Here is a 25,787-nt window from a genome sequence, read left to right as displayed (position 1 = left end):
AAGCAAATAGACTCACCCGCCACCAATCGCAGCGATTCATACGGCGGCGAGGATGAACGCCGCCGACAAGGACGTTGTTGACTATTGGCGACCGGCCCACGCGCGATACCGTGTTTCTTCGTTGTAGGCCTCCTGTTCGACTGAGCCATGGCTGCGAATGTATCTGATGGAAAAGCCCTGCACTCCCCAGTCTTGATACTGCCGGACATGCGTAAGTTCATGAACCCAGCCGACTACGTTATGGAGCGCATCTGCTTCATGGGCGAAGACGATAACGTAATCGAGGGTGATGGCATCTGCCGCCCCGTAGCGAAAGGCATTCACTTGCAGACTTAGCTCGCCACCGCCGCCAACACGGTAGCGAGTAACGTCCAGGATTCCACTGTCTACAAACCCCTGCAGCTTTTGCCGAATTGCTGGCGGTATTGGTTGAACGCCCGCCGATAGGGCGTCATCTCTTGAGCTGACGATCGCTTTCTGGAGCGTTGGAGCAGTCGCCTGAACGATGCCGTCGATCACGTCACCTAGAAGGTCTTCGGCGCGTACGTTGCCAACACCGCAAAACAACCCGACCAACGCGAGTGCCGTCAAAGCGCTGCAGATGATTCCACTGCGAGACATTGGCCGCTTCCGATGCTGCCATAGCTAGTCCGGTGAAAGATAGGTAGTTTCGACGGCATTTGAAGAAGTCGGCCACGGGCCATCCATAGGGGTTCTGCCGCACGAAATTCCGGCAAAAGGAAGCCCGCCGGAGTGGGCTAGTTACCTTGGGAGGAAGCGCGAACGCATTACTCGTCGCGCTTTCATCCACGGTGCTTCTGAAGCGTATACATCCGGTAAAGGGGAAGCCCTCCCTCAGGCCACGACATTATGAGGGGGTGCCGGCGCCCGACGCCGGAGGGTATTGAGCGTCGGGCGACCCTGTGTGGGGTCGGGCATGGGAGCCGGGGAAACCTACCCAAACCGCAAACAGCGAAAATCGTCAGTAAAAGGGTGGGATTTTTATGGTGTTTTTGGTGAGCGCGCAGGGATTCGAAGCCTGGACCTACCGATCGAAAGTCAGTCGCTTGATTGACGGCGGGACGTCCACTTTCTCTAACGCGCAACCGAAAGCAGTCAGTCCGCTGACGGCCCCGAGACCGACGGGCCGGTTCCAGCTTGAGCAGCCTGTCAGCAACGCGCCTTCATGTCAGCCGTTGGAGCAAGCTTTGTCGTTGCCCGAAAGCAGACATCGTCGGTGAACACGCTTTAGTTGGTGCAGACGCACCAGAGAACCTGATCTCAGCCGAGATCGCTCCGGGCAGAAGTTCCCACATGATGTGCGCCAATCGGGTCCCGGTTCAATAGAGCCTTCGGGCGCGGAGTTCTCCGGCCTCGGTCCGAAAATAAAAATTCCGACTGCAAACTTTTTCAATTTGAAAAATTGCATTGACTAAATATTCCAAAACGAAATAAGACCTTCGCCAGAGACAGGTGAACGGGGGATTCACATGCGCGCGCTGCTCGATAAGATTGACCGAAAGCTCGTCAAGCTCTTGTCGGAAGACGCGCGCGACGGCGCAAATCAGATCGCGGATCGCCTTGAACTTAGCCCCCCAACTGTTCGAGCAAGACTAAAAGCGCTTGTCGAGCGCAAGCTTCTCCGGATAGCCGGGGTCGTGAACGTTTCGGAGCGCCCCGAATTGATTGTCGCCATCCTTGGCATTCACGCCAATGGCCACGGTCGATTGAACGAGATCGCGAAAAAGATGTCCGAATTGCCGTTCGTGACGTCGGTCAGCATCGTCACCGGACGCTATGACCTTCTGTGCGAGGTCATGTTTGAAGGTGACATGGAGGAGCTTTACCGGGTGACGAGCGAACTGCTCCCCGGGCTGGCCGATCCTGGTGTGATTCAGGGCAGCGAGACGTTCGTTGTCATGAAGTCCCACAACAAGTGGCTAAGTCTGCCGCGCGGCGTGTGGGAGGAAGAGTTCGGCGAGAAAAACGACAGAATTGATCCGGAAAAGACCTGACCGGTCGGATCACCTGCGTCGCGCGAACGCGAATTGACCTTTTCCTGAGGGAGGATTGAGACCGGAAATGATCAGCAAGTTTAGTGCGTTTATTGCATCAGCATTGTTTGCAACGGCGGCGGGCGCCACCATTGGAGCACGTGGCGCCGAGGCTGGAACCTTGGACGACATCCTGGCACGCGGTGAACTTCGCGTTGCTGTGCAAACACAAGGTCCTCCCTATTCGTTCATGGACAAGAACGGCGAGCGGACGGGCAGCGCGATTCAGATGACCGAGCTGATGGCCAAGGAGATGGGCGTCAAGGTAACGTACCTCGATTTCGATTGGGATGGCCTGATCCCTGCGCTTCTTTCCGGCAAGGCTGATGTTCTGGCGGCCGATATGACTGCCACCATGGCCCGCGCGACCAAGGTGGCCTTCACCCAGCCTTGGATCCATGTCGGCTCGGTGGCCTTCACCGCGGCTGGCGGCGACTTCAAGACCCTTGAGGATTGCAAGAAGCCGGGCACCACGATTGGCGTCATTCTGGGTTCCACGGCCGAGAAAAACATGCCGAAATTCTTTCCGGAAGCGGAAGTGAAGGCGTTCAAGGGCGGCGGAACGGTCGTGCTTGACGCGGTTGCATCGGGCCAGGCGCAGTGCGGCGTGAACGACAACACCGCTGTTGCCGCCCAAGTGCTAAACTATCCGGAAGGTACGTTCACCGTGTTCCCGGAAATGCTGAGCTCCGAGCCGTTGGCTTATGCCGTTCGCTACGATTCGCAGGACCTGCTGATCTGGACGAACCTGTTCATCGACAACATCACGCTTGATGGCCGCCTGAAGGAAAACCTGGATTACTGGGTCAATTCCAACAAGTGGCAGGCTGATCACTGAGAGCAAATTCGAGGCGCGGGTGGGTCAAGCCCGCGCCTCGAACGGAAAAAGAGATGCTGTTGGTGATACATGCTTGGTAATCTGAACATCCGGGTCATCTCAGAATACCTTCCTGACCTATGGCAAGGCTTTCTGAACACATTGATGCTGTCAGCGGCAGGTTTTGCCGGAGCGCTGATCATTGGTGTCGTGGCTTGTGCGCTCAGCATCCAGCCGATCAGATGGCTGCGCGCTTTGGGCGTCGGTTATATCGATCTCATTCGCGCTACGCCCTTGCTTGCGCAGCTCTATTTTCTCTATTTCGGCCTGCCGCGCCTCGGAGTAGTGCTGCCTGAGATCTTGATCGGCATCATAGCCTTGTCATTGAACTCGGGCGCATACGTCGCCGAAATCATCCGCTCCGGTATTCTGGCCATTCCACGTGGGCAGTTCGAAGCCGCGCTGAGCTCCGGTTTTTCCTACTTCCAGCGTATGCGTCTGATCGTCTTGCCACAGGCAATTCGGCCGACCGTCTCCCCAATGATCGGGCAGGCGATCGTGCTGGTGAAGGACTCCTCGCTGCTCTCATTGATTTCGGTTGTCGAGTTGACGCGGGTTGGTCAGCAGATTGCGCTTGATCGTTTCATGCCGGTTGAAGGGCTGGCGGCGACGGCCGCGGGCTTCCTGATCATCTATTACCTGCTGAAGGCGCTTGCCGGCTTCTGGTCTCACATCTACCGCGTGCCCGAAAGATCATAGGGAGGGCATATGTTCTGGTTTCAAGTCGAGCGCTTGTTGAATTATTGGCCCGTTTTGCTCAAGGGTCTCGGCATGACAGTCGCCCTGTCATTGCTGTCTCTAATCGTTGGCGTGGCTGTCGGCCTGCTGTTCGGAATCCTGCGGACAAGCGGCAACCGCTGGCTTTCTGCAGCAACGGGGCTGTATATCGATCTGTTTCGTGGAACACCTTTCCTGGTGCAGGTATTCATTTGCTTCTTCATCCTGCCGACCGTCGGGATTGAATTGTCGGCATTTGCGGCCGGTGTCATCGCGCTTTCCAACCTCTCGGCCTGCTTCATCGGCGAAATCGTCGCCTCGGGGATCAAGGCGGTGCCGCGCGGCCAGCGCGAAGCGGCCATTTCCTCGGGTTTCACCTATTCTCAGCAATTGCGCCTGATCATTCTGCCCCAGGCGCTGCGCATCGTCCGTCCGTCGCTGGTGGGTCAGTTCATCCTGCTGGTGAAAGACTCATCGGTCGTATCGGCCATCGGCATCATGGACCTGACGCGGTCAGGCTGGATGATCGTGCAAAACATTCCCAACGGCCTGTTGGTTTTCGGTGTGGTTGGTCTTGGCTACTTCATCGTTTGCTATCCGATGATCTATCTCTCGCGCCGCATCGAGCGCGGCACACAATCACCCATTCTGTGATCGGACATAACCATGATCGAATTTCAAGGTCTGAACAAATGGTTCGGCAAAGCGCTTCATGTGCTGAAAGACATCGACCTGCGCGTCGACAAAGGTGAAGTGGTTGTCGTTTGCGGTCCGTCAGGTTCGGGCAAAAGTACGCTGATCCGCTGCGTCAACGGGTTGGAGGCCTTTCAGGAAGGCAAGCTTATCGTCGATGGCATGGATCTCAGCGCGAAAGCGCCGGCATGGCGCGAGCTGCGCATGGAAGTCGGCTTCGTGTTCCAGCAATTCAATCTCTATCCGCACAAGACGGCGCTCGAGAACATGACGCTGGCGCCGATCCATGTGCGCGGACTGACGAAAGCCGAGGCGGAAAAACGCGGGAAAGAACTGCTGGAGAAGGTCGGCCTTGCCGACCGCATGAACAACTATCCGAGCCAACTGTCCGGCGGCCAGCAACAGCGTGTCGCGATCGCCCGCTCGCTTTGCATGCAGCCGCGGATCATGCTTTTCGATGAACCGACCTCTGCCCTTGATCCGGAGATGATCAACGAAGTGCTAGACGTCATGGTCAGCCTCGCCAAGGAAGGCATGACCATGATGGTCGTGACGCACGAAATGGGATTTGCCCGCAGCGTCGCGGACCGTGTGATCTTCATGGATCGTGGGTCGATCATCGAAAGCGGCGACCCCGAGAGTTTCTTCAATAACCCGAAAAGCGACCGGACGCGCGATTTCTTGAGCAAAGTCCTGCACCACTGACGGGCCCTCTTTAACCCATATTCAAAATTGATTGGCACCCATGCAACATCGTCCCCAAAGCGGTGAACGGCTCTCCGTAGCCGTCATCGGAGCTGGAATTGTCGGCTGCAGCACCGCGCTCGCCCTCACCATGGAGGGGCACAAGGTCACCTTGTTCGACCGCGAAGAGCCCGGATCCGGCACGTCCTACGGCAATGCCGGGGCGATCGTCACCGGCTCGATCACCCCGACCGCGACACCCGCCGTCATCAAGTCGCTGCCGGCCTATTTGCTCGACCGCCAATCACCGGCGGTGCTTCGGCTCCATCATGCCCTGAAGGCTTTGCCGTGGATGCTGCGGTTCATTGCGGCGGGAACCCCTGCCGCGGTCGATAGCATCGCCGCGGCTATGCACCCGTTGGTCTCGCGCGCCTTGCTTGCGCATCAGGATTTCGCGGCCACTGCCGCAGTCCTCGATCTGTTGACACAGGAAGGCTGGCTGAAGATCTACGCGTCGGCCAAGGATTTTGAGGGATCAGCGCTTGAGCGGCGCCTGATGGCCCGGCATGGCGTCGCGCATCAGATATTGGAGCAGGGGTCTATTCTGGATCTTCAGCCTGGTCTCGATCCCGCTTCTTGCTATCGCGGCGTCTATCAGCCCAATGCCGGGAACGTTCGCTTTCCCAGAGGCTTGGCCGAGGCCTATCTGCAGGCCGCCGTCAACCAGGGCGCCAGCGTGATCCGCGAGAACGTCAACGCGATCGAAGCGCGGCACGGCGGCGGCGTGACTGTGCGCAGTGAAGGCGCCCAACATGGTTTTGATCGCCTCGTTGTAGCGGCCGGAGCGTGGTCAGCCAAGTTCGCCAAGCAACTCGGCGACCGCGTCAGTCTGGACGCCGAGCGCGGCTATCACATCAGCTTCGGCGCCGGATCCGAACGTCTTTTGCGCGGCCCTGTGGTTGTGCCGGGGCGGGGTTTCGTCTTGTCGCCGATGCATGACGGACTGCGCCTTGTCAGCGGAGACGAACTGGCGGGGTTGAGCGCGCCGCCTAACTACAAGCGCATTGAGGCGCTGTTGCCCGATGCCGTCCGCATCCTGCCCGCGCTGGCGGATTGGCGCCCGGCTTCCCGGTGGATGGGCCATCGTCCGTCGACGCCGGATACCCTGCCCGTGATTGGCCCGGCGCGCAAAAGCCCCGACGTCATCTATGCCTTCGGCCACGGCCATTTGGGCGTCACCCTTTCCGCGGTCACCGCGCGGCTCGTCGCCGATCTCATCGCCAGACGGCCGACGGAGATTGATCTTGCTCCTTATCGCGCCACGAGATTTTGATTTTCCATGTCCAATTTTCCTATTTCTCTGAAAAATCGACCACAGTTCGCAGGGCCACTCCCACAAGCGGTCGATGTCACCGTCATTGGCGGTGGCATCATTGGCGTCATGACCGCATGGGAGCTTCAAAAGCGCGGTCTTTCGGTCCTGTTGTGCGAAAAGGGACGCGTCGCGGGCGAACAATCCAGCCGTAACTGGGGCTGGATCCGCCAACAAGGCCGCGACTACGCCGAACTGCCGATCATGGTGGATACAATCAGGATCTGGAAGGAGCTCGATGAAAAGCTGCGCGCGGACATCGGCTTTCGACAGGCCGGGATCACCTATCTCGCCCGCAATGAAAAAAAGCTGGCGGAATTCGAGGATTGGCTGGACGGCGCGCGCGCCTATGGCGTTGACACCCGCCTCATGACCCGCGGCGAGGCGGAAAAGATATTGCCGAATGCCGCCGGCTGGGTTGGGGGGATGACAACCGCGTCCGACGCGATGGCCGAGCCATTTGTCGCCGTTCCGGTATTGGCGCGCGCGGCGGCGGAAGCCGGCGTCACGATCCGCGAGGATTGCGCCGTCCGCGCGCTCGACATCGCCAGCGGCCATGTCCGGGGCGTGGTTACCGAAAGTGGAACCGTCGCATGTGAGCGGGTGGTCGTCGCGGCTGGGGCCTGGAGCGCCCTGTTCCTCGCCGCTCACGGAATACGGATTCCGCAGCTTTCGGTCGTTTCTCCGGTGATGCGCACCGAGCCGATGAAGGAGTTTTTCCCCGCGGCGGCGTGCGATGACCGGTTCGCGATCCGCCGCCGCGCCGATGGCGGTTACACCCTGACTCCATGGTCGACCCATGACTTTTTCATCGGTCCGGACGCCTTCCGGAATTTCGTCGCCTATCTTCCGCAAATGCGCGAGGACTTCACCAGCACCCGCTTCCGCCTTGCCGCGCCGAAGAATTATCCCGATGCGTGGGGAACCAGGCGCCAATGGCGCTCCGAGGAGGAAACGCCCTTCGAGCGCTGCCGCATACTGGACCCCGCTCCAAATCCGAAGGAGCTGGACCGCGTCAAAAGTATTTTCGCCAAGGCCTTTCCGCAAATCGGCAGACCGCGCATCACGGCTTCGTGGGCCGGCATGATCGACACGATGCCCGACGTCTTGCCTGTCGTCGATAAAGCGTCGATCGGCGGCGTGACGATCGCGACTGGCATGAGCGGTCACGGCTTCGGTATCGGCCCCGGCATGGGGCTGGTCATCGCCGATCTGGTGCAGGACCGAGGCCCGAGACATGACCTTGGCAAATTTTCGATCACAAGATTCAGGGAGCGCGTTACATGAGATGAGCAGCAAGGGCCCGTCGCAATTTTGACGGGGCAACAGCTCAGATGTCCGTTTTCGTGTTGGGTGTCCTGGCAGCGGACAGTCGGCCATCGGCCCAAACCGGTCACCACTCAAGCCAAGGTTAGCGTCCGTTGATGGCGCAAATCCGTGTTCTCTCGCATGGATGTTCTGGTTTTGGTCTTCGAAAGTCGCATAATGGATCGAAGGGAGCTGCCGGTGCCGGCGAGCAGCGAAGTTTACAATGCCTTTTCACCTATTCCGTAGGGCGTGTGGTTTCCGGTTCGAAATAGGCCGAGAAACGCCGAGAAAGCTCGCCGAGGTCCAACATGACGCGCGCCGCAAAGCTACCAGCAAGGCGCGATAAGCCAACGCACGCCCTGATTTTAATGCTTTGTTAACCTTTTGAAGTCCGAAGAGGCGTGCAGGTGATGTCAGGTTACCTTTTCCGACGGGCGGCTTCGATGTAGCGCCCGGCTCACGCGGGAGCCCGACATCACCCTTGAAAGAGGTCCAAACTTCCTCCAGTTCCCGAGGACCTTCGGAGGATCTGCCATCGAGCGCGGGGGGCGAGTCTACCCGAAACGATATGATTTTCGTCCGCGTTTTCCTGTGTCGATGGCCAACAGGGCACCCTCGAGCGGATTTCGTTTCAATTCTTCCTCGCTCATCGAAAAGCGGGCGGAGGTGATGAAAAGCGTGGAAAGGTCATCTCCACCAAATGTGCAGCTTGTTGGCTGCGCGCACGGCAATTCGACCACCCGGTCGATCCGTCCCTTTGGATCGAAGCGGACGATGCAGCCGCCGCGGTCGACGCGGCAATTCCAGATGAAACCCTCTTCATCGAGGCAGGAGCCATCCGGCAATCCTCGGTCGAAGCCAGCAAATACCGGAACGCGGTTGCGGAGCGAGGAGCCGGCGGCATCTATTTCATAGGAATAGATCGTATTGCGAAGCGTGTCCGCTGTCAGCACCGTGCCGTCGCCGGGCCAGATCAGCGTGTTGGTGATGCCGAAGACATCCTCCGTCAGCGGCAGCACCTTGTCATCGGGCGTGTAGCGGTAAAGCCGGCCCTTCTCGCCGCTCATCGCCAGGGGCGTTCCGTCGGAGGCGATGTTGTTCTGCATCGTGCCGATCCAGAACGCGCCGTCCGGGCCGACGACGCCTTCGTTCAATCGGTTGCCCATCGTCCCGGGCTCCACGGTGGCAACCGTTCGGAATGCGCCGTCGTAGTCCCAGAGAGCAATCGTGTTGACGAGGCCGACAATCGCCCCGCCGTCTTGCCGCAGCCCGATCGAGGTTGCCATGTCGGGTGTCGACCAACTCTGATGTTCGCCCGTAGCCGGCACCAAGGCGTGTATGGCCTTGGCAACGATATCGACCCACAGGACACGCCCTTTTCGGTCGTCCCATACGGCACTTTCCCCCACGATATTGGCTGCCGCAAAAGCCACTTCAATATTTATTCCCACAGAACTCTCCGATTTGAAAATCACCCGTTGACAGACAGGCTACCTATAAAATACGCATAAATCAATGAAGGCTGTCATACAGGTTTGGCAATTTCGAACGGAGTTAAGTACATGGCTCTTCCGGAGGCTGGAAACTCAGGACTGGTCAGCAATGCGATTGGGGCAATAACGGCTCATATCCGCATGAACGAACTGGGGCCGGGCGATCGCCTGCCGAGCGAGGCGGCTTTGTCCAAGGAGCTTAGCGTTTCGCGGACGGTAGTGCGCGAGGCTTTCCGGTCGCTTGCGGCAATGCGTCTTATTGATCTGAGCGCCGGCAAGCGCGCGACCGTTGCGCAGCTGGATTCTGGTGCGATGTCGCTGATGATTGAGCATGGCGTCGACACGGAACAGATCAATGTCCAGCAGATCTACGACGTCCGCCGGACTATCGAGGTGCGCACGGCCACGCTTGCGGCGCTGCGCCGCTCGAACGACGAGGCCCGCACGATCCTTGCGCATGCCGAGGCTATGCGCGCGAATTTTGCCGTATCGGAACGGGTCATGGAGAGCGACCTCGCATTTCATCTGGAAATTGCGCGGGCCTCGAAAAATCCGATCTTCGTCATGATTGTCGGAGCGTTTCAGGGCGTGTCGCGACAGACATGGCCAATTGGATGGCGCAGCCGGGCCTCCGACGACGAGCGGCACGCCATGAACGACCTGCATGTCGCGATTGCAGAAGCGATCGTTGCAGGTGACCCCCAAGCCTCAAGCCAGTTGATGGCTCAACACTTCGACGAGAGCGTGAAAGCCTTGCTTGCAGCCGGCGTCGCATAGGGAAGCATTTGATGAAAATCACGAAACTTGAAACCGTGCGTGTCGCGGAACGCCAGAACCTGCTCTGGGTACTGGTACACACGGATGAGGGGATCACCGGCCTCGGCGAGACCTTCTTCGGTGCGGAGACCGTCGAGACCTACATCCATGAATACGTGGCACCGCGCGTTATCGGACGTGACCCGCTACAGATCGATCTTCTTGCGGCCGATCTCGTCGGTTATCTCGGCTTCCGCTCGTCCGGGGCCGAGGTGCGGGGCAATTCGGCGTTCGACATCGCCCTGTGGGATATTTTCGGCAAGGCGACAGGGCAACCGATCGCACAGTTGCTGGGCGGATTCAGCCGCCGCGAAATCCGCACCTACAACACCTGCGCCGGAACGGAATACATCAAGAAGGCGACTGGCCAGACGACGGCGAACTACGATCTGTCGACATCGGCTGTCAGGGCCTACGACGATTTGAACGGCTTCCTGCTTCATGCGGACGACCTTGCCCATTCTCTGCTCGAGGAAGGCATAACGGCGATGAAGATATGGCCGTTCGATATCGCGGCGGAAAAGACGCGCGGGCAATACATCTCCATGCCGGACCTGAAGCGCGCGCTGGAGCCGTTCGAAAAGATCCGCTCGGCCGTCGGCGACAAGATGGACATTATGGTCGAGTTCCATTCGATGTGGCAGCTGTTGCCGGCCATGCAGATCGCCAAGGCGCTGACGCCCTACCAGACGTTCTGGCACGAAGATCCGATCAAGATGGACAGTCTTTCCAGCCTCGGGCGCTACGCCGCCGTGTCGCCCGCGCCGATTTCCGCCTCGGAAACGCTCGGCTCGCGCTGGGCCTTCCGCGACCTGTTGGAGACGGGAGCCGCCGGTGTCGTGATGCTCGACATCAGCTGGTGCGGCGGGCTTTCGGAAGCAAGAAAGATCGCTGCAATGGCGGAAGCCTGGCACTTGCCGGTCGCGCCGCATGATTGCACCGGTCCCGTCGTGCTCTGCGCCTCGACGCACCTGTCGCTCAACGCGCCCAATGCGCTGGTTCAGGAGAGCGTACGGGCCTTCTACAAGACCTGGTACCGCGATCTGGTCACCGCATTGCCGGAGGTGAAGAACGGCATGATCACCGTCCCGCCGGGTGCGGGACTGGGCATGGAGCTGCATCCGGACCTCGATCGGGCCTTCACCGTGTCCCGCCGCGTGTCGGACGTCGCAAGCATCTGATTTCTGGACTGAAACAACACGTAAACCCGGGAGGAGAAAGCATGAGAAAGATCATTATCCGTGGCGCATTGGGGCTGGCCCTTATGGCCACCACCGCAGGCATCGCGCAGGCGGAACCGTTGAACATCGTTTTCACCCATCATTCGTCGGCGTCGAATACCTTCTGGCAGGCGGTCAAGAAGGGCTTCGACGATGCTTGCGAGAAGATCGGAGCGAATTGCCAGATGGTGTTCACCCAGACGGAAGGCGCGGTCGAGCAGCAGCTGTCTAACATCGAGGCGGCTCTGGCCCGGAAGCCCGACGCGCTGCTGACCTCCATCGTTGACGACAAGGCGCTTGACGACGCGATCGACCTGGCTGTCAAGGCCGGCGTCGTGGTTATCGGCGTCAATGTCGACGACAGCGAGGGAGCAGACGGTAACAGCCGGACGGCGTTCGTCGGGCAGGGCTTCCGGCCCGCCGGCCGTGCCCTTGGCAAGGCGATGGCGGAGAGTTTTCCAAAGGATGGGCCGATCAGGGTTCTCGTCGGCATCTCGGCGCCGGGACAGAACTGGTCAGAGGCCCGTGGACAGGGCGTCATGGATTTTCTTGAGGAATACAAGGCCGCCAATCCCACACGGGATATTTCATGGGAGCGCATCGACAGCGGAACCGACCTGGCTGTGACGGCGGACCGCGTCGGCGCCTACCTGAATGCGCATCCCGATACCACCGCCTATTTCGACACCGGCTTCTGGCATGCAGCGGTCGCCCGCGTCCTGAAGGATCGCGGTGTCGAGCCCGGCAAGGTTCTGCTCGGCGGCTTCGACCTCGTTCCCGAGGTGGTTCAGCAGATGCAGGCCGGCTATGTGCAGGTCGAAGTCGACCAGCAGCCTTACATGCAGGGCTTCATGCCGGTGATGGAAGTTTATCTCGCCAAGACGCTGGGTCTTGCGCCGTCGAATATCGATACGGGGCAGGGCATCGTTCGCCCGGCGGATGCCGACATGATCATGGATCTGTCTGCGAAGGGCCTGCGCTGACGCACGGCTGGAAGGGGATCGCTCACGGTCCCCCTTCCACTCTGGAGATTGCTGAATGAAAAGACTTCTAAAGATTTACATGGAGAAGCCGGAACTTGCCGCACTTCTTCTGCTGGTGGCTCTGGTCTTCCTGTTCCAGAGCCAATCCGGAGGGGTTTTCCTGACCGGGGGCAACCTGCGCGGTGTGTTCGGGATCCTGCCTGAGATGGCGCTGGTCGCCATCGGCGTGACCGTTCTGATGATATGCGGCGAGTTCGACCTTTCCGTCGGCGCGGTATTCGCCCTGATGCCGATGACGATCGCGGTGCTGATGACGCATGAGGTTTCCTTTCCCGTCGCCCTGGCGGCGGGGTTGCTGGTCTGCGTCGCCATAGGCTTCCTGAACGGCTTTCTCACGATCCAGTTCGCCATCCCGAGCTTTATAACCACGCTCGGCATGATGTTCGTAGCGCGCTCGTTGACGGTGGTTGTCTCGGGCGGCTTCCCGCCGCTACTGTCGACGGATCTGCCGACCTGGCTCTTCACCAGTTTCGTCGGGCCGGGCGAGCTTTTCCGCATGTCCTTCATCTGGTTCATCGTTGTCGCGGTCCTTGTTTCGCTCCTTTTGAGCCGCACGAATTTCGGCAACTGGGTGCGCGCGACGGGCGGCTTTCTTCCCGCGGCAAATGCAATGGGCATTCCCACGGCCCGCGTCAAAATAGCCTGCTTCATCCTGTGCTCGGTACTGAGCGGCTTTGCCGGATTGATCCAGGTTCTGCGGCTCGGCTCGCCGCTGCCGTCGATCGGCGAAGGCATGGAGCTTCAGGCCGTCGCGGCTGCCGTCATCGGCGGTACTGCGCTCACCGGCGGCATCGGGGCAGTCTTCGGAGGCATCATCGGCGTCGCGCTCATTCGCGTCATCGATAACGGTCTCATCCTGAGCCAGGTCGACGCCAACTGGTTCAAGTTCGCTATCGGATCGCTGACGATCTTCGCGGTTATTGCAAACTCCTGGCTGCGCAAACGCGCCAAGGCGATCAAGGTGGAGACCTGAGCCATGAACGAACCCATCGTTTCGGTTAGAAACCTGCACAAATGGTATTCCGGTGTTCATGCGGTCAAAGGTGTTTCGATCGATTTCGCCAGAAACGAGGCCGTTGGGCTCATCGGTGACAACGGTGCGGGAAAGTCGACCCTCATCAACATCCTGTCCGGCGTCCAGAAACAGGATGAAGGCGAGATCTTCGTCGAGGGGCGCAAGGTCGCCATTTCGGGCCCGCGCGATTCCATGCGGCTCGGTATCGAGACCATCTACCAATACAATTCCATGGTGCCGACCATGTCGATCGCCCGCAATCTTTTCATCGGCCGCGAACCGATGCGCATTTCGATCGGCGGCGTCGGTATCATGGATATGCGCAGGATGCGTGAGGAAAGCGTCAAGGCGATCAGTGATGTCGATCTACATCTCAGGTCGCCGGACGCGCTGGTCGGCGAATTATCGGGAGGACAGCGGCAGGGTGTCGCCATCGCGCGCGCCATGCATTTCAAATCCAAGGTGATGATCCTCGACGAACCGACCAATCACCTCTCCGTCAAAGAAACCAACAAGGTCATCGGTTTCGTTCGTTCCTTGAAGGACCAGAACGTCACCGGCATCTTCATCAGTCACAACATGCACCATGTCTTCGAATGCTGCGACCGGGTCGTCGCCATGGCCCGCGGCCAGGTCGTGCTCGACAAGCGGATCGGCGATACGTCGATCGAAGAAGTCCAGTCGGTGCTCTGAGGAAACGTCAATGGCAACGCTAGAAGGAAAAACGGCCCTGATCACCGGCGGCCTCGGTACCTTGGGAAGGGCTCAGGCGCTGCGGCTACATGCCGAGGGCGCCGCAGTGATCGTTCTTGACCGGCCGGACATGGAAGACGGCGCGCGCAAGGCGGGCGAGCTTGGTGCCGGCGTCCGGTTCCTCGGCTGCGATCTCAACGACCTGCAGCGCACGGAGAAGGTGATTGGCGAGGAAGCGGAAAGGTCCGGCGGTATCGACATTCTCGTCAACAATGCAGCCCTGATCATCAACAAGCCTTTCGAAGCCTTCAGCCTGGCGGAGTACGAGGACCAGATCCGGGTCAATTCTTCCGCCGCCTTCGCGGCGGTGCGGGCCATCGCGCCATCCATGAAAGAACGCCGAAGCGGAAAGATCGTCAATTTCACCTCGATCACCCTGAACGGGCAATGGGACGGCTATGTGCCCTACGTGGCCTCGAAGGGCGCGATGCTCGGCCTCACCAAGGGCCTTGCCCGCGAGCTTGGCCCCTACGGCATCAACGTCAATGCCGTCTCGCCGGGCGCGGTGGTTTCCGAAGCCGAGGAGCGGGTGTTCGCCGACCGGCTGCAGCAATACAACGACTGGATTCTGGATCGCCAATGCCTGAAGAAGAGGATCGAGCCGGACCACGTCGCAAGCCTCGTCCTCTTCCTGGTATCGGCCGCGTCCGACATGATCTCGGGCCAGAACTTCGCCATTGACGGAGGCTGGTAGTTGCAGGCGCAGGAGATCGTTATCGAGAATGCGCGCGCGCGCGTCGCCGTCGTGCCCTGCATGGGCGGCGGCATTGCGCAGCTCGACGTGCGTGGCGCCGATGGAAGGTTTCGGCCGCTCCTGCGTCCATGGAGCGGCCGGACCGGCGATGGTCCCTTTGCGCTGGCCTCCAATGTGCTGGTTCCCTTCTCCAACCGCATATCGGGGGGAGGCTTCGCGTTCGGCGGCCAATTCCACGGGGTGGACCCCAATCTGGCTGGGGAGGAGTTTCCAATTCACGGAGACGGCTTCACGCGGGAATGGGGCGTTTCCGAACGCGATGAAACGACGGTCATTCTGCATTGCCCTGACGGCGGCATTGGCCCGTTCCGCTACGACGCCAGGCAGACGCTGGTTCTGTCGCAAACCCGGCTTGAGGTGTGTCTGGAGGTAACATCGACGTCAGCAACGGCTTTGCCGTTCGGAATCGGTTTCCATCCCTGGTTTCCGAGAAGCCGGCAAACGAAGATTCGGTTTCCAGCGAACAAGGTCTGGCTGGAAGATGAAAGACATCTTCCGATGGCGGCGATCGATATTGATGCGAAAAGCCGCTGGGATTTTTCCGCCCTGACGGCATTGCCCGACGGTTGGATCAACAATGCCTTCACCGGCTGGCCCGGTGTCTGCGATGTCGAGCAGGGCGCTGATGCACTGTCCTTCCGCTTGAGCGCATCGGACAATCTCGACGTCGCTCTTGTCTTTTCTCCCGGCCCGGATGCAGATTTCTTCTGCTTCGAGCCTGTGTCCCACCCCGTCGATGCGCACAATCTCCCCGGTCTTCCGGGACTTGCGATCCTCGCTCCCCACGAAACCCTCGCGGGCACGATGACTTTGGACTGGAGTTCTTCATGGCACTGAATTCATTTGACCGCGGCACCTTCGTCGGCCGGATCTTCCGCACCGGGCATCGCGGTCCGTCTGTCGTCGTGCTGCGCGACGGCATGATCGTCGACATCACCGGCACTGCGGCGCCGACGATGCGCGATCTTCTGGAGAAAGACGATCCGGTCTCGTTCGTGCGCGAACAGCGCGGGGAAATCGTCGCGCCGCTGGAGGCGGTCATGAATCTCGAGCTTGCCGCGGATGCACCGTATTCCATGCTTGCGCCCTGCGACCTGCAGGCCGTGAAGGCCTGCGGCGTTACCTTCGCGCGCTCGATGGTCGAGCGGGTCATCGAGGAGAAAGCTGCGGGAAACCCTGAGATGGCGCGGGTGATACGCGAGCGAATGACGGGCATCATCGGGGAAAGCCTGAGTAACCTGCGGGCGGGATCGCAGGAAGCTGCAAAGGTTAAGGAGGCATTGATCGAGGTCGGTGTGTGGTCGCAGTATCTGGAGGTCGGCATCGGACCCGATGCCGAGGTCTTTACCAAGGCGCCTGTTCTGTCGTCCGTCGGCTGGGGCGCCTCGGTCGGGCTTCATCCTATGTCGAACTGGAACAATCCCGAACCGGAGATCGTGCTTGCCGTCGATAGCCAGGGGCGCGTGAAGGGTGCGACGCTGGGCAACGATGTCAACCTGCGCGATGTCGAGGGGCGCTCGGCGTTGCTGCTCGGCAAGGCAAAGGACAACAATGCCTCATCGGCCATTGGGCCGTTCATCCGCTTGTTCGATGAGACTTACTCGATCGCCGATGTGCGCAATGCCGAACTGGAGTTGCGGATCGAGGGCAGGGACGGCTTTATCCTCAACGGCAGCAGTTCGATGAAGGAGATCAGTCGCGATCCGCTCGAACTTGTCGCCCAGACGATCGGCCGCCACCATCAATATCCCGATGGACTCATGCTGTTCATGGGAACGCTTTTTGCACCCGTCGAGGATCGGGATACACCTGGCCAAGGCTTCACGCACAAGATCGGCGACCGGGTGACGATTTCCAATACCGAATTGGGAAGCCTGACCAACACGGTAGCCCTATCGACAGAATGCCCGCCCTGGACCTTCGGAATCGCTGCCCTGATGCGCAACCTCGCCGTGCGTGGTCTGATCGGGAATTAGGAAATGATACGGGCACGTTCCGCTGGATGTAAGGAGCAGATGGCAGCAGCCGACCCGAAGATCATTCGGAGTTTCGGGGTCATGTCGATCCTACTAGGAGCGAGCCTCCACCATCTGCCGCATATCCTGACGCTTGCGGCTTGAGCCGCCAGATCCTAGATGAGGGGAGCGGCCGGGGAGCTCTGCCCCCTTTGCCCCTTCAAGCGGCCCGCCCAGCTTTCCGAACCAACCGGCGAAACCTATGCGCGGAGATCGCTGGCCAGTCGAAATTCCTTGCGGGCTAGATAGTCCGCGGCCAGTGCGGACGCGGCGACCGTGCGACGACTGGTGGTGACGTTACCGTCGATCAGGGCCAGTGGTACGCCGATTCTATCACCGTAGAGGATATAGGTCGAAAAAAGGCCTGGCAGCGCTATCTGCGTGTTATAAGGAAAGACGTTGACAAGCTTGACGCCGAGATAGCGTTCCGCGCCTCCTTCATGGCGGCGGTCGATTCCGCGGATGCCACTAATTCAACCAAGGCGACCGAAGCAATCGACATTTCAGCAGTTGTCGCCGACGGCTTCGCTGATGCTTGGCGATCTCGCCGATCCGGCAAGCCTGGCGGATTTGCGCGCCCGACACGGGCTCGACCGTCCGATGCCGGTACAGTTCGCGATCTGGTTCTCGAACGTGCTGACAGGCGACCTTGGCACCTCGATCAGCACCGGCCAGCCGGTGCTGTCGCTGATCATGCAACGCTTCTGGACGAGCGCCGAGATCGTGCTCGCAGCCGTCTTCTTTGCCAGCTTCGTCGCTGTGCCGGCCGGCATGATCGCAGCCTGGCGGCAGAACAGCGTTTTCGATGTCCTGCTGGTCGGCTCGGCCACTTTCCTTCTGTCGATCCCAACCTTCTTGCTTGGTCTGCTGTTTCTGCTGTTCTTCGGTCTGAAGCTGGGCTGGCTTCCAGTGGTTGGCTATGTCTCTGTGTCGCATCATGGTTGATCATTGCAGGTGGTAGGGGTTGTGTGCCAGCCGATCCAACGTCGAGAAGACTATTGTCGGGATGACGACGGGCATCGACCTTGCGCTTGCGATGATCGAACTGGGCCAGGACGTCACCCGCTCCGTCGCCCGCAAGCTCGAAGTCTATCACCCCCGCGCGAGGGCCTGTCACGGTTCTCGGCACTGCTTGAGCTCGAGCCGAATGCGCGCGAGAGCGCATAGGCGGCAGAATGCGGCCGGGGGAGACCGCTTGGCTGCTTCGATCGACGAGGGAGAATGTCGACGCAGCGCCATGAATTTGTATCTTAGTGTGCCGGCCTGTGGTGATCCGTCTGCATGGTTGGCCTGCTGACATTTACACCTATGTCGATGTGGCGCCGTTGCTGGCCGCGGCCGGCTACCGGGTGATGGCTCCTCATCTTCGTGATGAAATAAATTTCATCAACTGAAATCGATTGACACGTGCTTCGCCATGAGTTTACCTCCTTACACCGGACTTCGAGGAGGAAGTTCGGATCTCACAGGTTCATCGGACGCCTTGAAGCGGCGCCACCGACATTTGGGAGGGGCTTCGGCCTCGAGGAGGACTCTTGCGCAATTTTCTAAGCACGACCGCCCTGGCGGTCCTTACAACAACGTTCCTTGCCGTTGCCGCAAGCGCTGAGACGGAAAACCCGTTCAAGTGCAAGCCGGGCGAGAAATATGTCATGAACGTCATGGTTTCGGGCGTCGAATACTGGTTCCCGGTCTACGAAATGTTCAAGCAGGCGGGCCAGCAGTTCGGCTGCGAGACGGAATATACCGGTACGCCGGAATATGACGTCAACAAGCAGATCGCCACCTTCGACCAGGCCTTGGCGCAGAACCCGGCAGGTATTCTCGTACATCCGATGAACTCCGATCCGTTCATCGAGCCGATCAACCGCGCGATCGATCAGGGCACGGCGGTCGTCACCTTTGCGGCGGACTCACCACTTTCCAAGCGCGTGTCCTTCATCACCTCCGATAACACCCGCGAAGGCATCTATGCGGCTGACGCGATCGCAGAGAAGATGGGCGGCAAGGGCGAGTATGCGGTTCTGGAAAATCCGGGCCAGGACAATCACGACAAGCGCATTGCCGCCTTTGTCGGTCGCATGGAGGAGAAGTGGCCGGACATGAAGCTCGTCGGCCGCGCTGCCTCCAACCAGGATCCCACCAAGGCCTACCAAGGCCTCAACAGCATCATCCAGGCCAATCCGAACCTCGGCGCGGTCTTTATGCCGGAGGCGAACTCGGCGATCGGTGCGGCGCAGGCAAGCAAGGAAAGCGGCGGCAAGGTGCTCGTCATGTGCGCCGACGTCAATGCCAACATCCTCGACATGATCAAGGCCGGCGAAGTCTTCGGCTCGATCAACCCGAACCAGGGCATGCAGGGCTACATGGGCTTCATGTTGCTCTGGCTCGCCAAGCATCCGGAACTGATAGACCCGATGAACGACGCCAAGCGCTCGGGCTTCAACCCGATGAGCATCCCCGTCGTCGACAACGGGTTGTCGATTGTGACCGCCGAGAACGCTGACGACTTTTACTGGGACAAGTACCTGAAGCGTCGCGGTACCAAGGGTATCGAGGAGTAAGGCCCTAAGGCGGCTGCCCGGATGGGAGCTCCGGGCAGCCGCCGGTACGGACGAGGAGAGGGCGCGATGACGTCAGGACCAGTGCTGGAAATCAGGAACGTCACCAAGCATTTCGGGGCCGTGAAGGCGCTGACGGAGGTGAGTTTCAGCCTTGCGCGCGGCGAAGTGCATGCGCTCTGCGGCGAGAACGGCGCGGGCAAGTCGACGCTGATGAACATCATCGCCGGCGTGTTGCAGCCGAACGAGGGCGAGATCCTGATCGACGGCCGGCCGGTGAAGATCGCCTCGCCCTCTATCGCCCAGTCGCTGGGCATCGGCCTGGTGCACCAGGAAATCGCTCTCTGCCCGGATGCGACGGTCGCCGAGAACATGTTCATGGCGGCGACGAACCGCCGGCGTTCGCTCCTGATGAGTTACGGAAAGCTCGCCCGCGATGCGCAAACGGTGATGAACCGTCTGGCACCGATCGACGTGCGCACCAAAGTTGGCGACCTGCCGATCTCGAGCCAGCAACTCGTCGAAATCGCCAAGGCCCTGACGCTCGACTGCCGTGTGCTGATCTTTGACGAGCCGACCGCGGCCCTGACGGAAGCGGAGGCGCAGGTGCTGTTCGGCATCATCCGCGACCTGAAGGCGCAGGGTATCTCGATCATCTATATCAGCCATCGCATGGCGGAGGTCTTCAGCCTCTGTGACCGCGTCACCGTGTTTCGCGATGGCCGCTATGTCTCGACCGAGGCAATCGCCGGCCTGACACCGGATGATATCGTGCGCAGCATGGTCGGGCGCGAGATCACCCAGCTCTATCCGGAAAAGCAGCACGAGGCGGATCGTTCGGACGAGGCGATTCTTTCCGTCCGCAATCTCGGCGACGGCGCGCGTTTCCACGATGTCAGCTTCGAACTGTGCAAGGGCGAGATCCTCGGCGTCGGCGGACTGATCGGTTCGGGTAGAACCGAGATCGCCGAGGGCATCTGCGCCTTGCGGCCCGCAACGACGGGGGAGGTGCGGCTTCGCGGCCAGCCGCTCGCGGCGCGCAGCTATGCAGACGCGGTCAAAGCGGGGCTCGTCTATCTTTCAGAGGACCGGAAGGGGTCGGGCGTGTTCCTGGATCTCTCGATCGCGCAGAACATCGCCGTCCTCGACCTGAAGGCGCTGACGGGGCGCTTGGGCCTCTTGAATGCCCGCAGGGAGCAGGCGCTCGCCGAGGACCTCGTGCGCCGGCTCGGCGTGCGCATGGGCGGCATCGACATGCCGGTCTCCTCGCTTTCCGGCGGCAACCAGCAGAAGGTGGCGATCGCCAAGCAGCTCGCCGTGCAGCCGAAGGTGATCCTGATGGACGAGCCGACGCGTGGCATCGACGTCGGCGCCAAGGCCGAAATTCACCGGCTGCTCCGGGAACTTGCCCAAGCCGGCATCGGCATCCTCGTCATCTCCTCCGAATTGCCGGAACTGCTCGGCCTCTGCGACCGGGTGCTGGTGGTTCGTGAGGGAACGATCGCCGGCGAGGTTTCGGGCGAAGCCATGACCGAAGAAGCAATCATGCGGCTTGCCTCCGGCATCGGCGGGGTGGACCACCAAGACGTGAAGGCATCCGAGCATGCCGCCTAAGGAACGAGCGGGAGGGAAGACGATGGCAGTCGATACACTGGCGGCGCTGCGCGAGACGCGTGTGCCGGCCTGGAAGCGGATAGGCACGATGCGCGAGGCGGGACTGATCGCGATCATCCTGGCGCTCTGCGTCATCATGACATTCGCCTCCCCGCACTTCCTGACGCTCGGCAACTTCCGGGCCATGCTGATGTCATTCTCCATCGAGGGCATCGTCGTCGTCGGTATGACGATCCTGCTCATCGTCGGCGGTATTGACCTGTCGGTCGGCTCGGTTGTCTGCTTCTCGATGGTGCTGTCCGGTTCGCTGTTCCTGATGGGCGTCGATCCCTGGACGGCCTCGCTGGTCGGCATCCTTGCCAGTGCCGCAATCGGCTGCATCATGGGCTTTTTCGTCACCGTCGTAGGCCTCAACCACTTCATCACCTCGCTCGCCGCCATGGTGATCGTGCGCGGTATCTGCCTCGTCATCACCAAGGGAACGCCGCTGTCGCTCTTCACGCTGCCGCCCTCGTTCAAGGCGGTGGGGCAGGGCACGTTCCATGGCGTTCCCTGGGTGATCCTGATCTTCGTTGCCGTGGTGATCGTGTTCGACTTCCTGCTCCGCCGGGCGACCGCCTTCCGCAAGGTCTTCTACACCGGCAGCAACGAGAAGGCGGCACTCTACTCGGGCATCAAGACGAAGCAGGTGAAATTCTGGGTGACGGTGCTCTGCGCCACGCTGTCGGGTGTCGCCGGCGCCATCTACATGTCGCGTTTCGGCGCGGCGACCCCGACCTTCGGCGTCGGCATGGAGCTGAACATCATTGCCGCAGCAGTGATCGGCGGGGCGTCTCTGAACGGCGGATCGGGCACGATCCTTGGCGCCATCCTCGGCATTGCGCTGCTCTCCGTCGTCACGAGCTCGCTCATCCTGCTCGACGTCTCGGTGTACTGGCAGGATATGATCAAGGGCTGCATACTGCTGGCCGCCGTTTCGATCGACCATCTCCTGCACAAGCGGAAGGCAGCCTGACATGCCGATTGCCAAACCGAAGACCACGACAGCTCCGCGCGAAGAGATCGTCATCGCCAGGCAGATGCATCAGGCGCTGGTCCTGCACTTCCTCGAGGGGTTGACGCAGGCGCAGATCGCCGATCAGCTCGGGCTGTCACATGCGACCGTCAACCGGCTGATCAAGCGCGGCCGCCAGCTCGGCCTCGTCGAGATCAAGATCAAGTCGCCGGTTGAGCCGCTGGTCGATATGGAAGAACAGCTTCTGGCGCTCGGCGGCATCGGCCGCGTGGTCGTGGTGCCGACGGTGTCGGACAATCCGCAGACGGCCCTTGTGTCGGTCGGCGAAGCGGCGGCGCGACTTCTCCTTGAGGAGATCGACGACGGCGATACGATTTGCATCACCGGCGGCAAGGGTGTCAGCGCCGTCGTCGCCGGGCTCAAGCCGCAACGCCACTACGACGTAGAGGTGATCCCGGCAACCGGCTGTGTGCAGGGCAAGCACTATACGGACGTCAACCACGTCTCGACGCTGATGGCAGAGCGGCTGGGCGGGCGCTCGTTCCAGATCCACGCACCGCTGTTTGCCGATAGCGAGGCTGAGCGAGCCATGTTGATCAACATGCGCTCAGTCGCCGACGTGTTCAAACGGGCGCGAGGGGCGAAGTTAGCCGTCGTCGGCATCGGCTCGATCCTCTCGGACGACTCGAGCTACTACGATCTGCACCCGTCCTCGAGCACGGACCGGCAGGCGATCGAGCGCTCCGGCGCCTCCTGCGAACTACTGGCGCACTTGCTCGATAACCACGGCCGGGTCTGCGACTACAGCCTGAACCGCACGCTCGTGTCGCTGACGCTGCCCGAGTTCGCCTCGATCCCCACCAAGATCGGTGTTGCGAGCGGACCGAACAAGGCGGCGCCGATCCTGAGCGTCATGCGGGGCAATCATCTGGATACGCTGGTGACGGACGAGGCGACGGGTGCGCGTATCCTGGAGCTGGCCAAGGAAGAGGGAAAGCGGACATGAGCGGACAGCAACTGACACGGGAGATCGGCCGCTCCGGCGTCGCCGCTTCAGCGGTGGGGCTTGGAACCTGGGCGATCGGCGGCTGGATGTGGGGCGGGACGGACGAACGGGAATCGATCGCTGCGATCCAGGCCTCGCTCGATGCCGGCGTGACGCTGATCGACACGGCGCCCGCCTATGGGCTCGGGCGTTCCGAGGAGATCGTCGGCAAGGCGCTCGCCGGACGCCGTGACAAGGCGGTGATCGCGACGAAGTGCGGGCTCGTCTGGCACACGCAGAAGGGCAACCACTTCTTCGACCAGGACGGCAAGCCGGTGCATCGCTACCTTGGCCGCGACGCGATCTTCCACGAAGTCGAGCAGAGCCTGAAGCGGCTCGGAACCGACTACATAGACCTCTACATTACCCATTGGCAGGACCCGACGACGCCGATCGAGGAAACGGTCGCGGCGCTAGAAGAGTTGAAAAGGGCCGGCAAGATCCGCGCGATCGGCGCGAGCAACGTCAACAGGGCCGAACTCGAAGCCTATGTGGCTACCGGTGGACTGGATGCGATCCAGGAGCGGTTCAGCATGATCGACCGAGAGATCGAGGCCGACCTGCTGCAGGTCACGACCGTCAACCGCGTCTCGACGCTCAGCTACTCCTCGCTGGCGCTTGGCCTGCTCTCCGGCACGATCGGACGGGACCGCATCTTTTCCGGCGACGACCAGCGCAAGGACAATCCACGCTTCTCGGTGGAGAACCGACGGAAGGTTGCCGCCTTTGCCGAGGCGATCCGGCCGGTTGCCGACAGTCACCGCGCCACGATCGCCCAGACGGTGATCGCCTGGACGCTGGCGCAGCCGGGCATCACCTTTACCCTTTGTGGCGCCCGCAATCCGGCGCAGGCGCTCGACAATGCCAGGGCCGGGACAATCCTGCTCGACGCGAATGAGCTTGCCGTGATTGACGCGGCCATAGCGACGAAACTGGCGAACATGGAAAGCTAACGGACCACATCATGAAACGGGAAGAGACCTTGGACGGGCTCCGCCAGAGCCCGAAAGTGGACGTGTGCATCGTCGGCGGCGGCATCAACGGGGCGAGCGTCTTTCGCGAGCTGGCCCTGCAGGGGTTGAGCGTGCTGCTGGTCGAGAAACACGACTATTGCTCGGGCGCGAGTGCGGCACTCTCCCGCATGGTCCACGGGGGGTTGCGTTATCTCGAAAACGGCGAGTTCAGCCTCGTGAAGGAATCGCTCGTCGAGCGCGACCGGCTGTTGCGCAACGCCCCGCATTATGTCGCGCCGCTGCCGACCACGGTCCCGGTCTTCGACGTATTTTCCGGGCTTGCCAATGGAATCGTTCGTTTCCTCGGCCTGAGCCGTCGGCCGAGCCGGCGCGGCGCGGTCGTCATCAAGGCGGGGCTTTCGATCTATGATTTTCTGACGCGCAAGCGCGCGCTGATGCCCACTCACCAGTTTCGCGGCCGGCGTGCCACGCTTGCCAAATGGCCGGCGCTCAACCCGGACATCCGCAGCTCGGCCACCTACTTCGACGCCTGGGTCAGCCACCCCGAACGGATCGGCATCGAGCTCCTGCAGGACGCACGCGCTCAGCCCACAGGCGCAGTAGCGCTGAACTACGCAGAACTGCGGCGGGACGAGGCGGGCGGCCATGTCGTCGTTGACCATATCGGTGGCACGAGCGTGCCGGTCGCGCCGAAGCTGATCGTCAATGCGACGGGCGGGTGGATCGACATCACCAATGGCGGCCTGCTCGCGTCCGATCGTCCCCTTCAGCCGCTGATGGGTGGCACCAAGGGCTCGCACCTCATCATCGACAATGCCGAACTGCGCGATGCGCTCGGCGGCCACATGATCTACTACGAGAACGAGGATGGACGCATCTGCATCCTGTTTCCCTATCTCGGCAAGGTGCTCGTCGGCTCGACCGACATCCGCGTCGACGATCCCGAGCCCGTGCGCTGCGAGGCGGACGAGCGCGACTATATCCTGCAATCGCTGGCCTTCGTCCTGCCCTGCATCAGTATCCGGCCCGAAGAAATCGTCTTCCAGTTCTCCGGCGTCCGGCCGCTGCCGGCAAGCAGCGACAGCTTCACAGGCCGCATCCCGCGCGACCACTTTTGCAACCTGGTCGAGGACGAGGCTGGTGGCGCGCCGGTGCTGTGCATGATCGGCGGCAAGTGGACGACGTTCCGCTCCTTCGGCGAGCTTGCCGCCGACATGGCGCTGGACCGGCTCGGGCGCGCCCGCCGGGTCTCGACCGCCGATCGCGCGATCGGCGGCGGTCGCGCCTTTCCGGAAAACCCTGACAAGTGGATCGCCGATCTTGCCGGACGGACACGGACCGCCCCCGCTCGCGTGGCCGCACTGTTCGAACGCTATGGCACCGAGGCTGAGCGAGTGGCGGACTTCATCGCGGCTGGTCATGACCCGGCCTTGCCCGACACCCGCTACACTGCACGCGAGATCCTGTTCCTGATCCGCAACGAGGCCGTCGAACATCTCGACGATCTGCTGCTGCGACGCACGACGCTTGCCGTGGCCGGCGAACTCTCGCTCGATATGGCCGATGCCGTCCTCGACATCCTCGCCGAGGAAAAGGGGTGGACGCCGACGAAGCGCGCTGCCGAACGCATGCGTTTCCTTGCGCTGATGCGCGACCGCCACGGCGTCGACGAGGCGGTGCTGGCGGCGCGGTCGCAAGGATCACCCACCGAGGCGAAGGCAGCCGTCTGAAGGATGAAATCCCATGCGTCGATGGTCCGGATCG

24 protein-coding genes and 3 pseudogenes are annotated in these 25,787 nt (G+C 61.1%); 24 read left to right on the top strand and 3 right to left on the bottom strand.

Annotated elements, in window-relative coordinates; genetic code table 11:
* Nucleotides 1-81 precede the first annotated feature (81 nt).
* On the bottom strand, nucleotides 82-621 hold the full coding sequence (locus IB238_RS06895) for a DUF4157 domain-containing protein (protein WP_192244738.1): 540 nt from the start codon (nucleotides 619-621) through the stop codon (nucleotides 82-84).
* Between the two features lie 869 nt (nucleotides 622-1,490).
* Here IB238_RS06895 and IB238_RS06890 point away from each other — a divergent pair.
* From IB238_RS06890 to IB238_RS06860, 7 genes are all read left to right on the top strand, one after another.
* On the top strand, nucleotides 1,491-2,015 hold the full coding sequence (locus tag IB238_RS06890) for an Lrp/AsnC family transcriptional regulator (protein WP_192244736.1): 525 nt from the start codon (nucleotides 1,491-1,493) through the stop codon (nucleotides 2,013-2,015).
* A 67-nt stretch (nucleotides 2,016-2,082) separates the two neighbouring features.
* Entirely contained in the window at nucleotides 2,083-2,892 is an 810-nt protein-coding gene (locus tag IB238_RS06885; RefSeq protein WP_192244734.1) for an ABC transporter substrate-binding protein, read from the top strand.
* A 69-nt stretch (nucleotides 2,893-2,961) separates the two neighbouring features.
* Entirely contained in the window at nucleotides 2,962-3,630 is a 669-nt protein-coding gene (locus IB238_RS06880) for an amino acid ABC transporter permease (RefSeq protein WP_192244732.1), read from the top strand.
* A 9-nt stretch (nucleotides 3,631-3,639) separates the two neighbouring features.
* Nucleotides 3,640-4,302: an amino acid ABC transporter permease gene (locus IB238_RS06875; RefSeq protein WP_192244730.1), complete on the top strand. Its 663-nt coding sequence runs from the start codon at nucleotides 3,640-3,642 to the stop codon at nucleotides 4,300-4,302.
* 12 nt (nucleotides 4,303-4,314) lie between these two features.
* Entirely contained in the window at nucleotides 4,315-5,046 is a 732-nt protein-coding gene (locus tag IB238_RS06870) for an amino acid ABC transporter ATP-binding protein (RefSeq protein ID WP_192244728.1), read from the top strand.
* A gap of 40 nt (nucleotides 5,047-5,086) precedes the next feature.
* Nucleotides 5,087-6,358 carry an FAD-binding oxidoreductase gene (locus IB238_RS06865; protein WP_192244727.1) on the top strand — a complete coding sequence of 424 codons (1,272 nt, stop codon included), beginning with the start codon at nucleotides 5,087-5,089 and terminating at the stop codon, nucleotides 6,356-6,358.
* Nucleotides 6,359-6,364: 6 nt separating this feature from the next.
* The gene (locus IB238_RS06860; RefSeq protein WP_192244725.1) at nucleotides 6,365-7,684 is read left to right on the top strand and encodes an FAD-binding oxidoreductase; all 1,320 of its coding nucleotides are present in this window, start codon (nucleotides 6,365-6,367) and stop codon (nucleotides 7,682-7,684) included.
* Between the two features lie 575 nt (nucleotides 7,685-8,259).
* Here the strand turns inward: IB238_RS06860 and IB238_RS06855 are convergent.
* Nucleotides 8,260-9,156 carry an SMP-30/gluconolactonase/LRE family protein gene (locus tag IB238_RS06855; protein WP_348648203.1) on the bottom strand — a complete coding sequence of 299 codons (897 nt, stop codon included), beginning with the start codon at nucleotides 9,154-9,156 and terminating at the stop codon, nucleotides 8,260-8,262.
* Nucleotides 9,157-9,267: 111 nt separating this feature from the next.
* Between IB238_RS06855 and IB238_RS06850 the strand changes: the two genes are divergently transcribed.
* From IB238_RS06850 to IB238_RS06815, 8 genes are read left to right on the top strand one after another with little or no spacing between them, the layout of a single operon-like run.
* Nucleotides 9,268-9,975: a FadR/GntR family transcriptional regulator gene (locus tag IB238_RS06850; RefSeq protein ID WP_192244723.1), complete on the top strand. Its 708-nt coding sequence runs from the start codon at nucleotides 9,268-9,270 to the stop codon at nucleotides 9,973-9,975.
* A gap of 11 nt (nucleotides 9,976-9,986) precedes the next feature.
* Nucleotides 9,987-11,195: a mandelate racemase/muconate lactonizing enzyme family protein gene (locus IB238_RS06845; RefSeq protein WP_192244721.1), complete on the top strand. Its 1,209-nt coding sequence runs from the start codon at nucleotides 9,987-9,989 to the stop codon at nucleotides 11,193-11,195.
* A gap of 41 nt (nucleotides 11,196-11,236) precedes the next feature.
* A complete protein-coding gene (locus IB238_RS06840; protein ID WP_192244719.1) occupies nucleotides 11,237-12,217 on the top strand; it encodes a sugar ABC transporter substrate-binding protein in 981 nt (326 codons plus the stop codon).
* Between the two features lie 55 nt (nucleotides 12,218-12,272).
* On the top strand, nucleotides 12,273-13,250 hold the full coding sequence (locus IB238_RS06835; protein WP_192244717.1) for an ABC transporter permease: 978 nt from the start codon (nucleotides 12,273-12,275) through the stop codon (nucleotides 13,248-13,250).
* Nucleotides 13,251-13,253: 3 nt separating this feature from the next.
* Nucleotides 13,254-13,985 carry an ATP-binding cassette domain-containing protein gene (locus IB238_RS06830; protein ID WP_192244715.1) on the top strand — a complete coding sequence of 244 codons (732 nt, stop codon included), beginning with the start codon at nucleotides 13,254-13,256 and terminating at the stop codon, nucleotides 13,983-13,985.
* Nucleotides 13,986-13,995: 10 nt separating this feature from the next.
* The gene (locus IB238_RS06825) at nucleotides 13,996-14,739 is read left to right on the top strand and encodes an SDR family oxidoreductase (RefSeq protein WP_192244713.1); all 744 of its coding nucleotides are present in this window, start codon (nucleotides 13,996-13,998) and stop codon (nucleotides 14,737-14,739) included.
* Entirely contained in the window at nucleotides 14,740-15,636 is an 897-nt protein-coding gene (locus IB238_RS06820) for an aldose 1-epimerase (protein WP_192244711.1), read from the top strand.
* Entirely contained in the window at nucleotides 15,627-16,775 is a 1,149-nt protein-coding gene (locus IB238_RS06815) for a fumarylacetoacetate hydrolase family protein (RefSeq protein ID WP_192244710.1), read from the top strand. The genes IB238_RS06820 and IB238_RS06815 overlap by 10 nt, the downstream gene beginning before the upstream one ends.
* A gap of 239 nt (nucleotides 16,776-17,014) precedes the next feature.
* Here IB238_RS06815 and IB238_RS06810 read toward each other — a convergent pair whose 3' ends face one another.
* Nucleotides 17,015-17,269 (bottom strand): hypothetical protein, encoded by a 255-nt coding sequence (locus IB238_RS06810; RefSeq protein WP_348648245.1) that lies wholly within the window; start codon nucleotides 17,267-17,269, stop codon nucleotides 17,015-17,017.
* A 67-nt stretch (nucleotides 17,270-17,336) separates the two neighbouring features.
* Between IB238_RS06810 and IB238_RS06805 the strand changes: the two are divergent.
* The 9 genes and pseudogenes from IB238_RS06805 to IB238_RS06775 form a co-directional block, all read left to right on the top strand.
* A pseudogene (locus tag IB238_RS06805) lies at nucleotides 17,337-17,747 on the top strand (ABC transporter permease); the annotation flags it as partial.
* Between the two features lie 70 nt (nucleotides 17,748-17,817).
* Nucleotides 17,818-17,966 (top strand): annotated as a pseudogene (locus IB238_RS24520) (GlxA family transcriptional regulator); the annotation flags it as partial.
* A 110-nt stretch (nucleotides 17,967-18,076) separates the two neighbouring features.
* A pseudogene (locus IB238_RS24355) lies at nucleotides 18,077-18,184 on the top strand (alpha/beta hydrolase); the annotation flags it as partial.
* A gap of 165 nt (nucleotides 18,185-18,349) precedes the next feature.
* Nucleotides 18,350-19,378 (top strand): substrate-binding domain-containing protein, encoded by a 1,029-nt coding sequence (locus IB238_RS06800; RefSeq protein WP_192244708.1) that lies wholly within the window; start codon nucleotides 18,350-18,352, stop codon nucleotides 19,376-19,378.
* A gap of 66 nt (nucleotides 19,379-19,444) precedes the next feature.
* The gene (locus IB238_RS06795) at nucleotides 19,445-20,989 is read left to right on the top strand and encodes a sugar ABC transporter ATP-binding protein (protein WP_192244706.1); all 1,545 of its coding nucleotides are present in this window, start codon (nucleotides 19,445-19,447) and stop codon (nucleotides 20,987-20,989) included.
* Nucleotides 20,990-21,011: 22 nt separating this feature from the next.
* Nucleotides 21,012-22,004: an ABC transporter permease gene (locus IB238_RS06790; protein ID WP_192244704.1), complete on the top strand. Its 993-nt coding sequence runs from the start codon at nucleotides 21,012-21,014 to the stop codon at nucleotides 22,002-22,004.
* A gap of 1 nt (nucleotide 22,005) precedes the next feature.
* Nucleotides 22,006-23,010, top strand: a complete 1,005-nt coding sequence (locus tag IB238_RS06785) for a sugar-binding transcriptional regulator (protein ID WP_192244702.1) — start codon at nucleotides 22,006-22,008, stop codon at nucleotides 23,008-23,010.
* Nucleotides 23,007-24,002 carry an aldo/keto reductase gene (locus IB238_RS06780; protein ID WP_192244700.1) on the top strand — a complete coding sequence of 332 codons (996 nt, stop codon included), beginning with the start codon at nucleotides 23,007-23,009 and terminating at the stop codon, nucleotides 24,000-24,002. Before IB238_RS06785 ends, IB238_RS06780 begins: the two co-directional genes overlap by 4 nt.
* 11 nt (nucleotides 24,003-24,013) lie before the next feature.
* Complete coding sequence (locus IB238_RS06775; RefSeq protein WP_192244698.1) at nucleotides 24,014-25,753, top strand: glycerol-3-phosphate dehydrogenase/oxidase; 1,740 nt, start codon at nucleotides 24,014-24,016, stop codon at nucleotides 25,751-25,753.
* Nucleotides 25,754-25,787 lie beyond the last annotated feature (34 nt).

This window comes from Rhizobium sp. ARZ01 (genome assembly GCF_014851675.1).
Lineage (GTDB): Bacteria > Pseudomonadota > Alphaproteobacteria > Rhizobiales > Rhizobiaceae > Mycoplana.
This window is presented reverse-complemented; position numbering and strand designations above follow the sequence as displayed.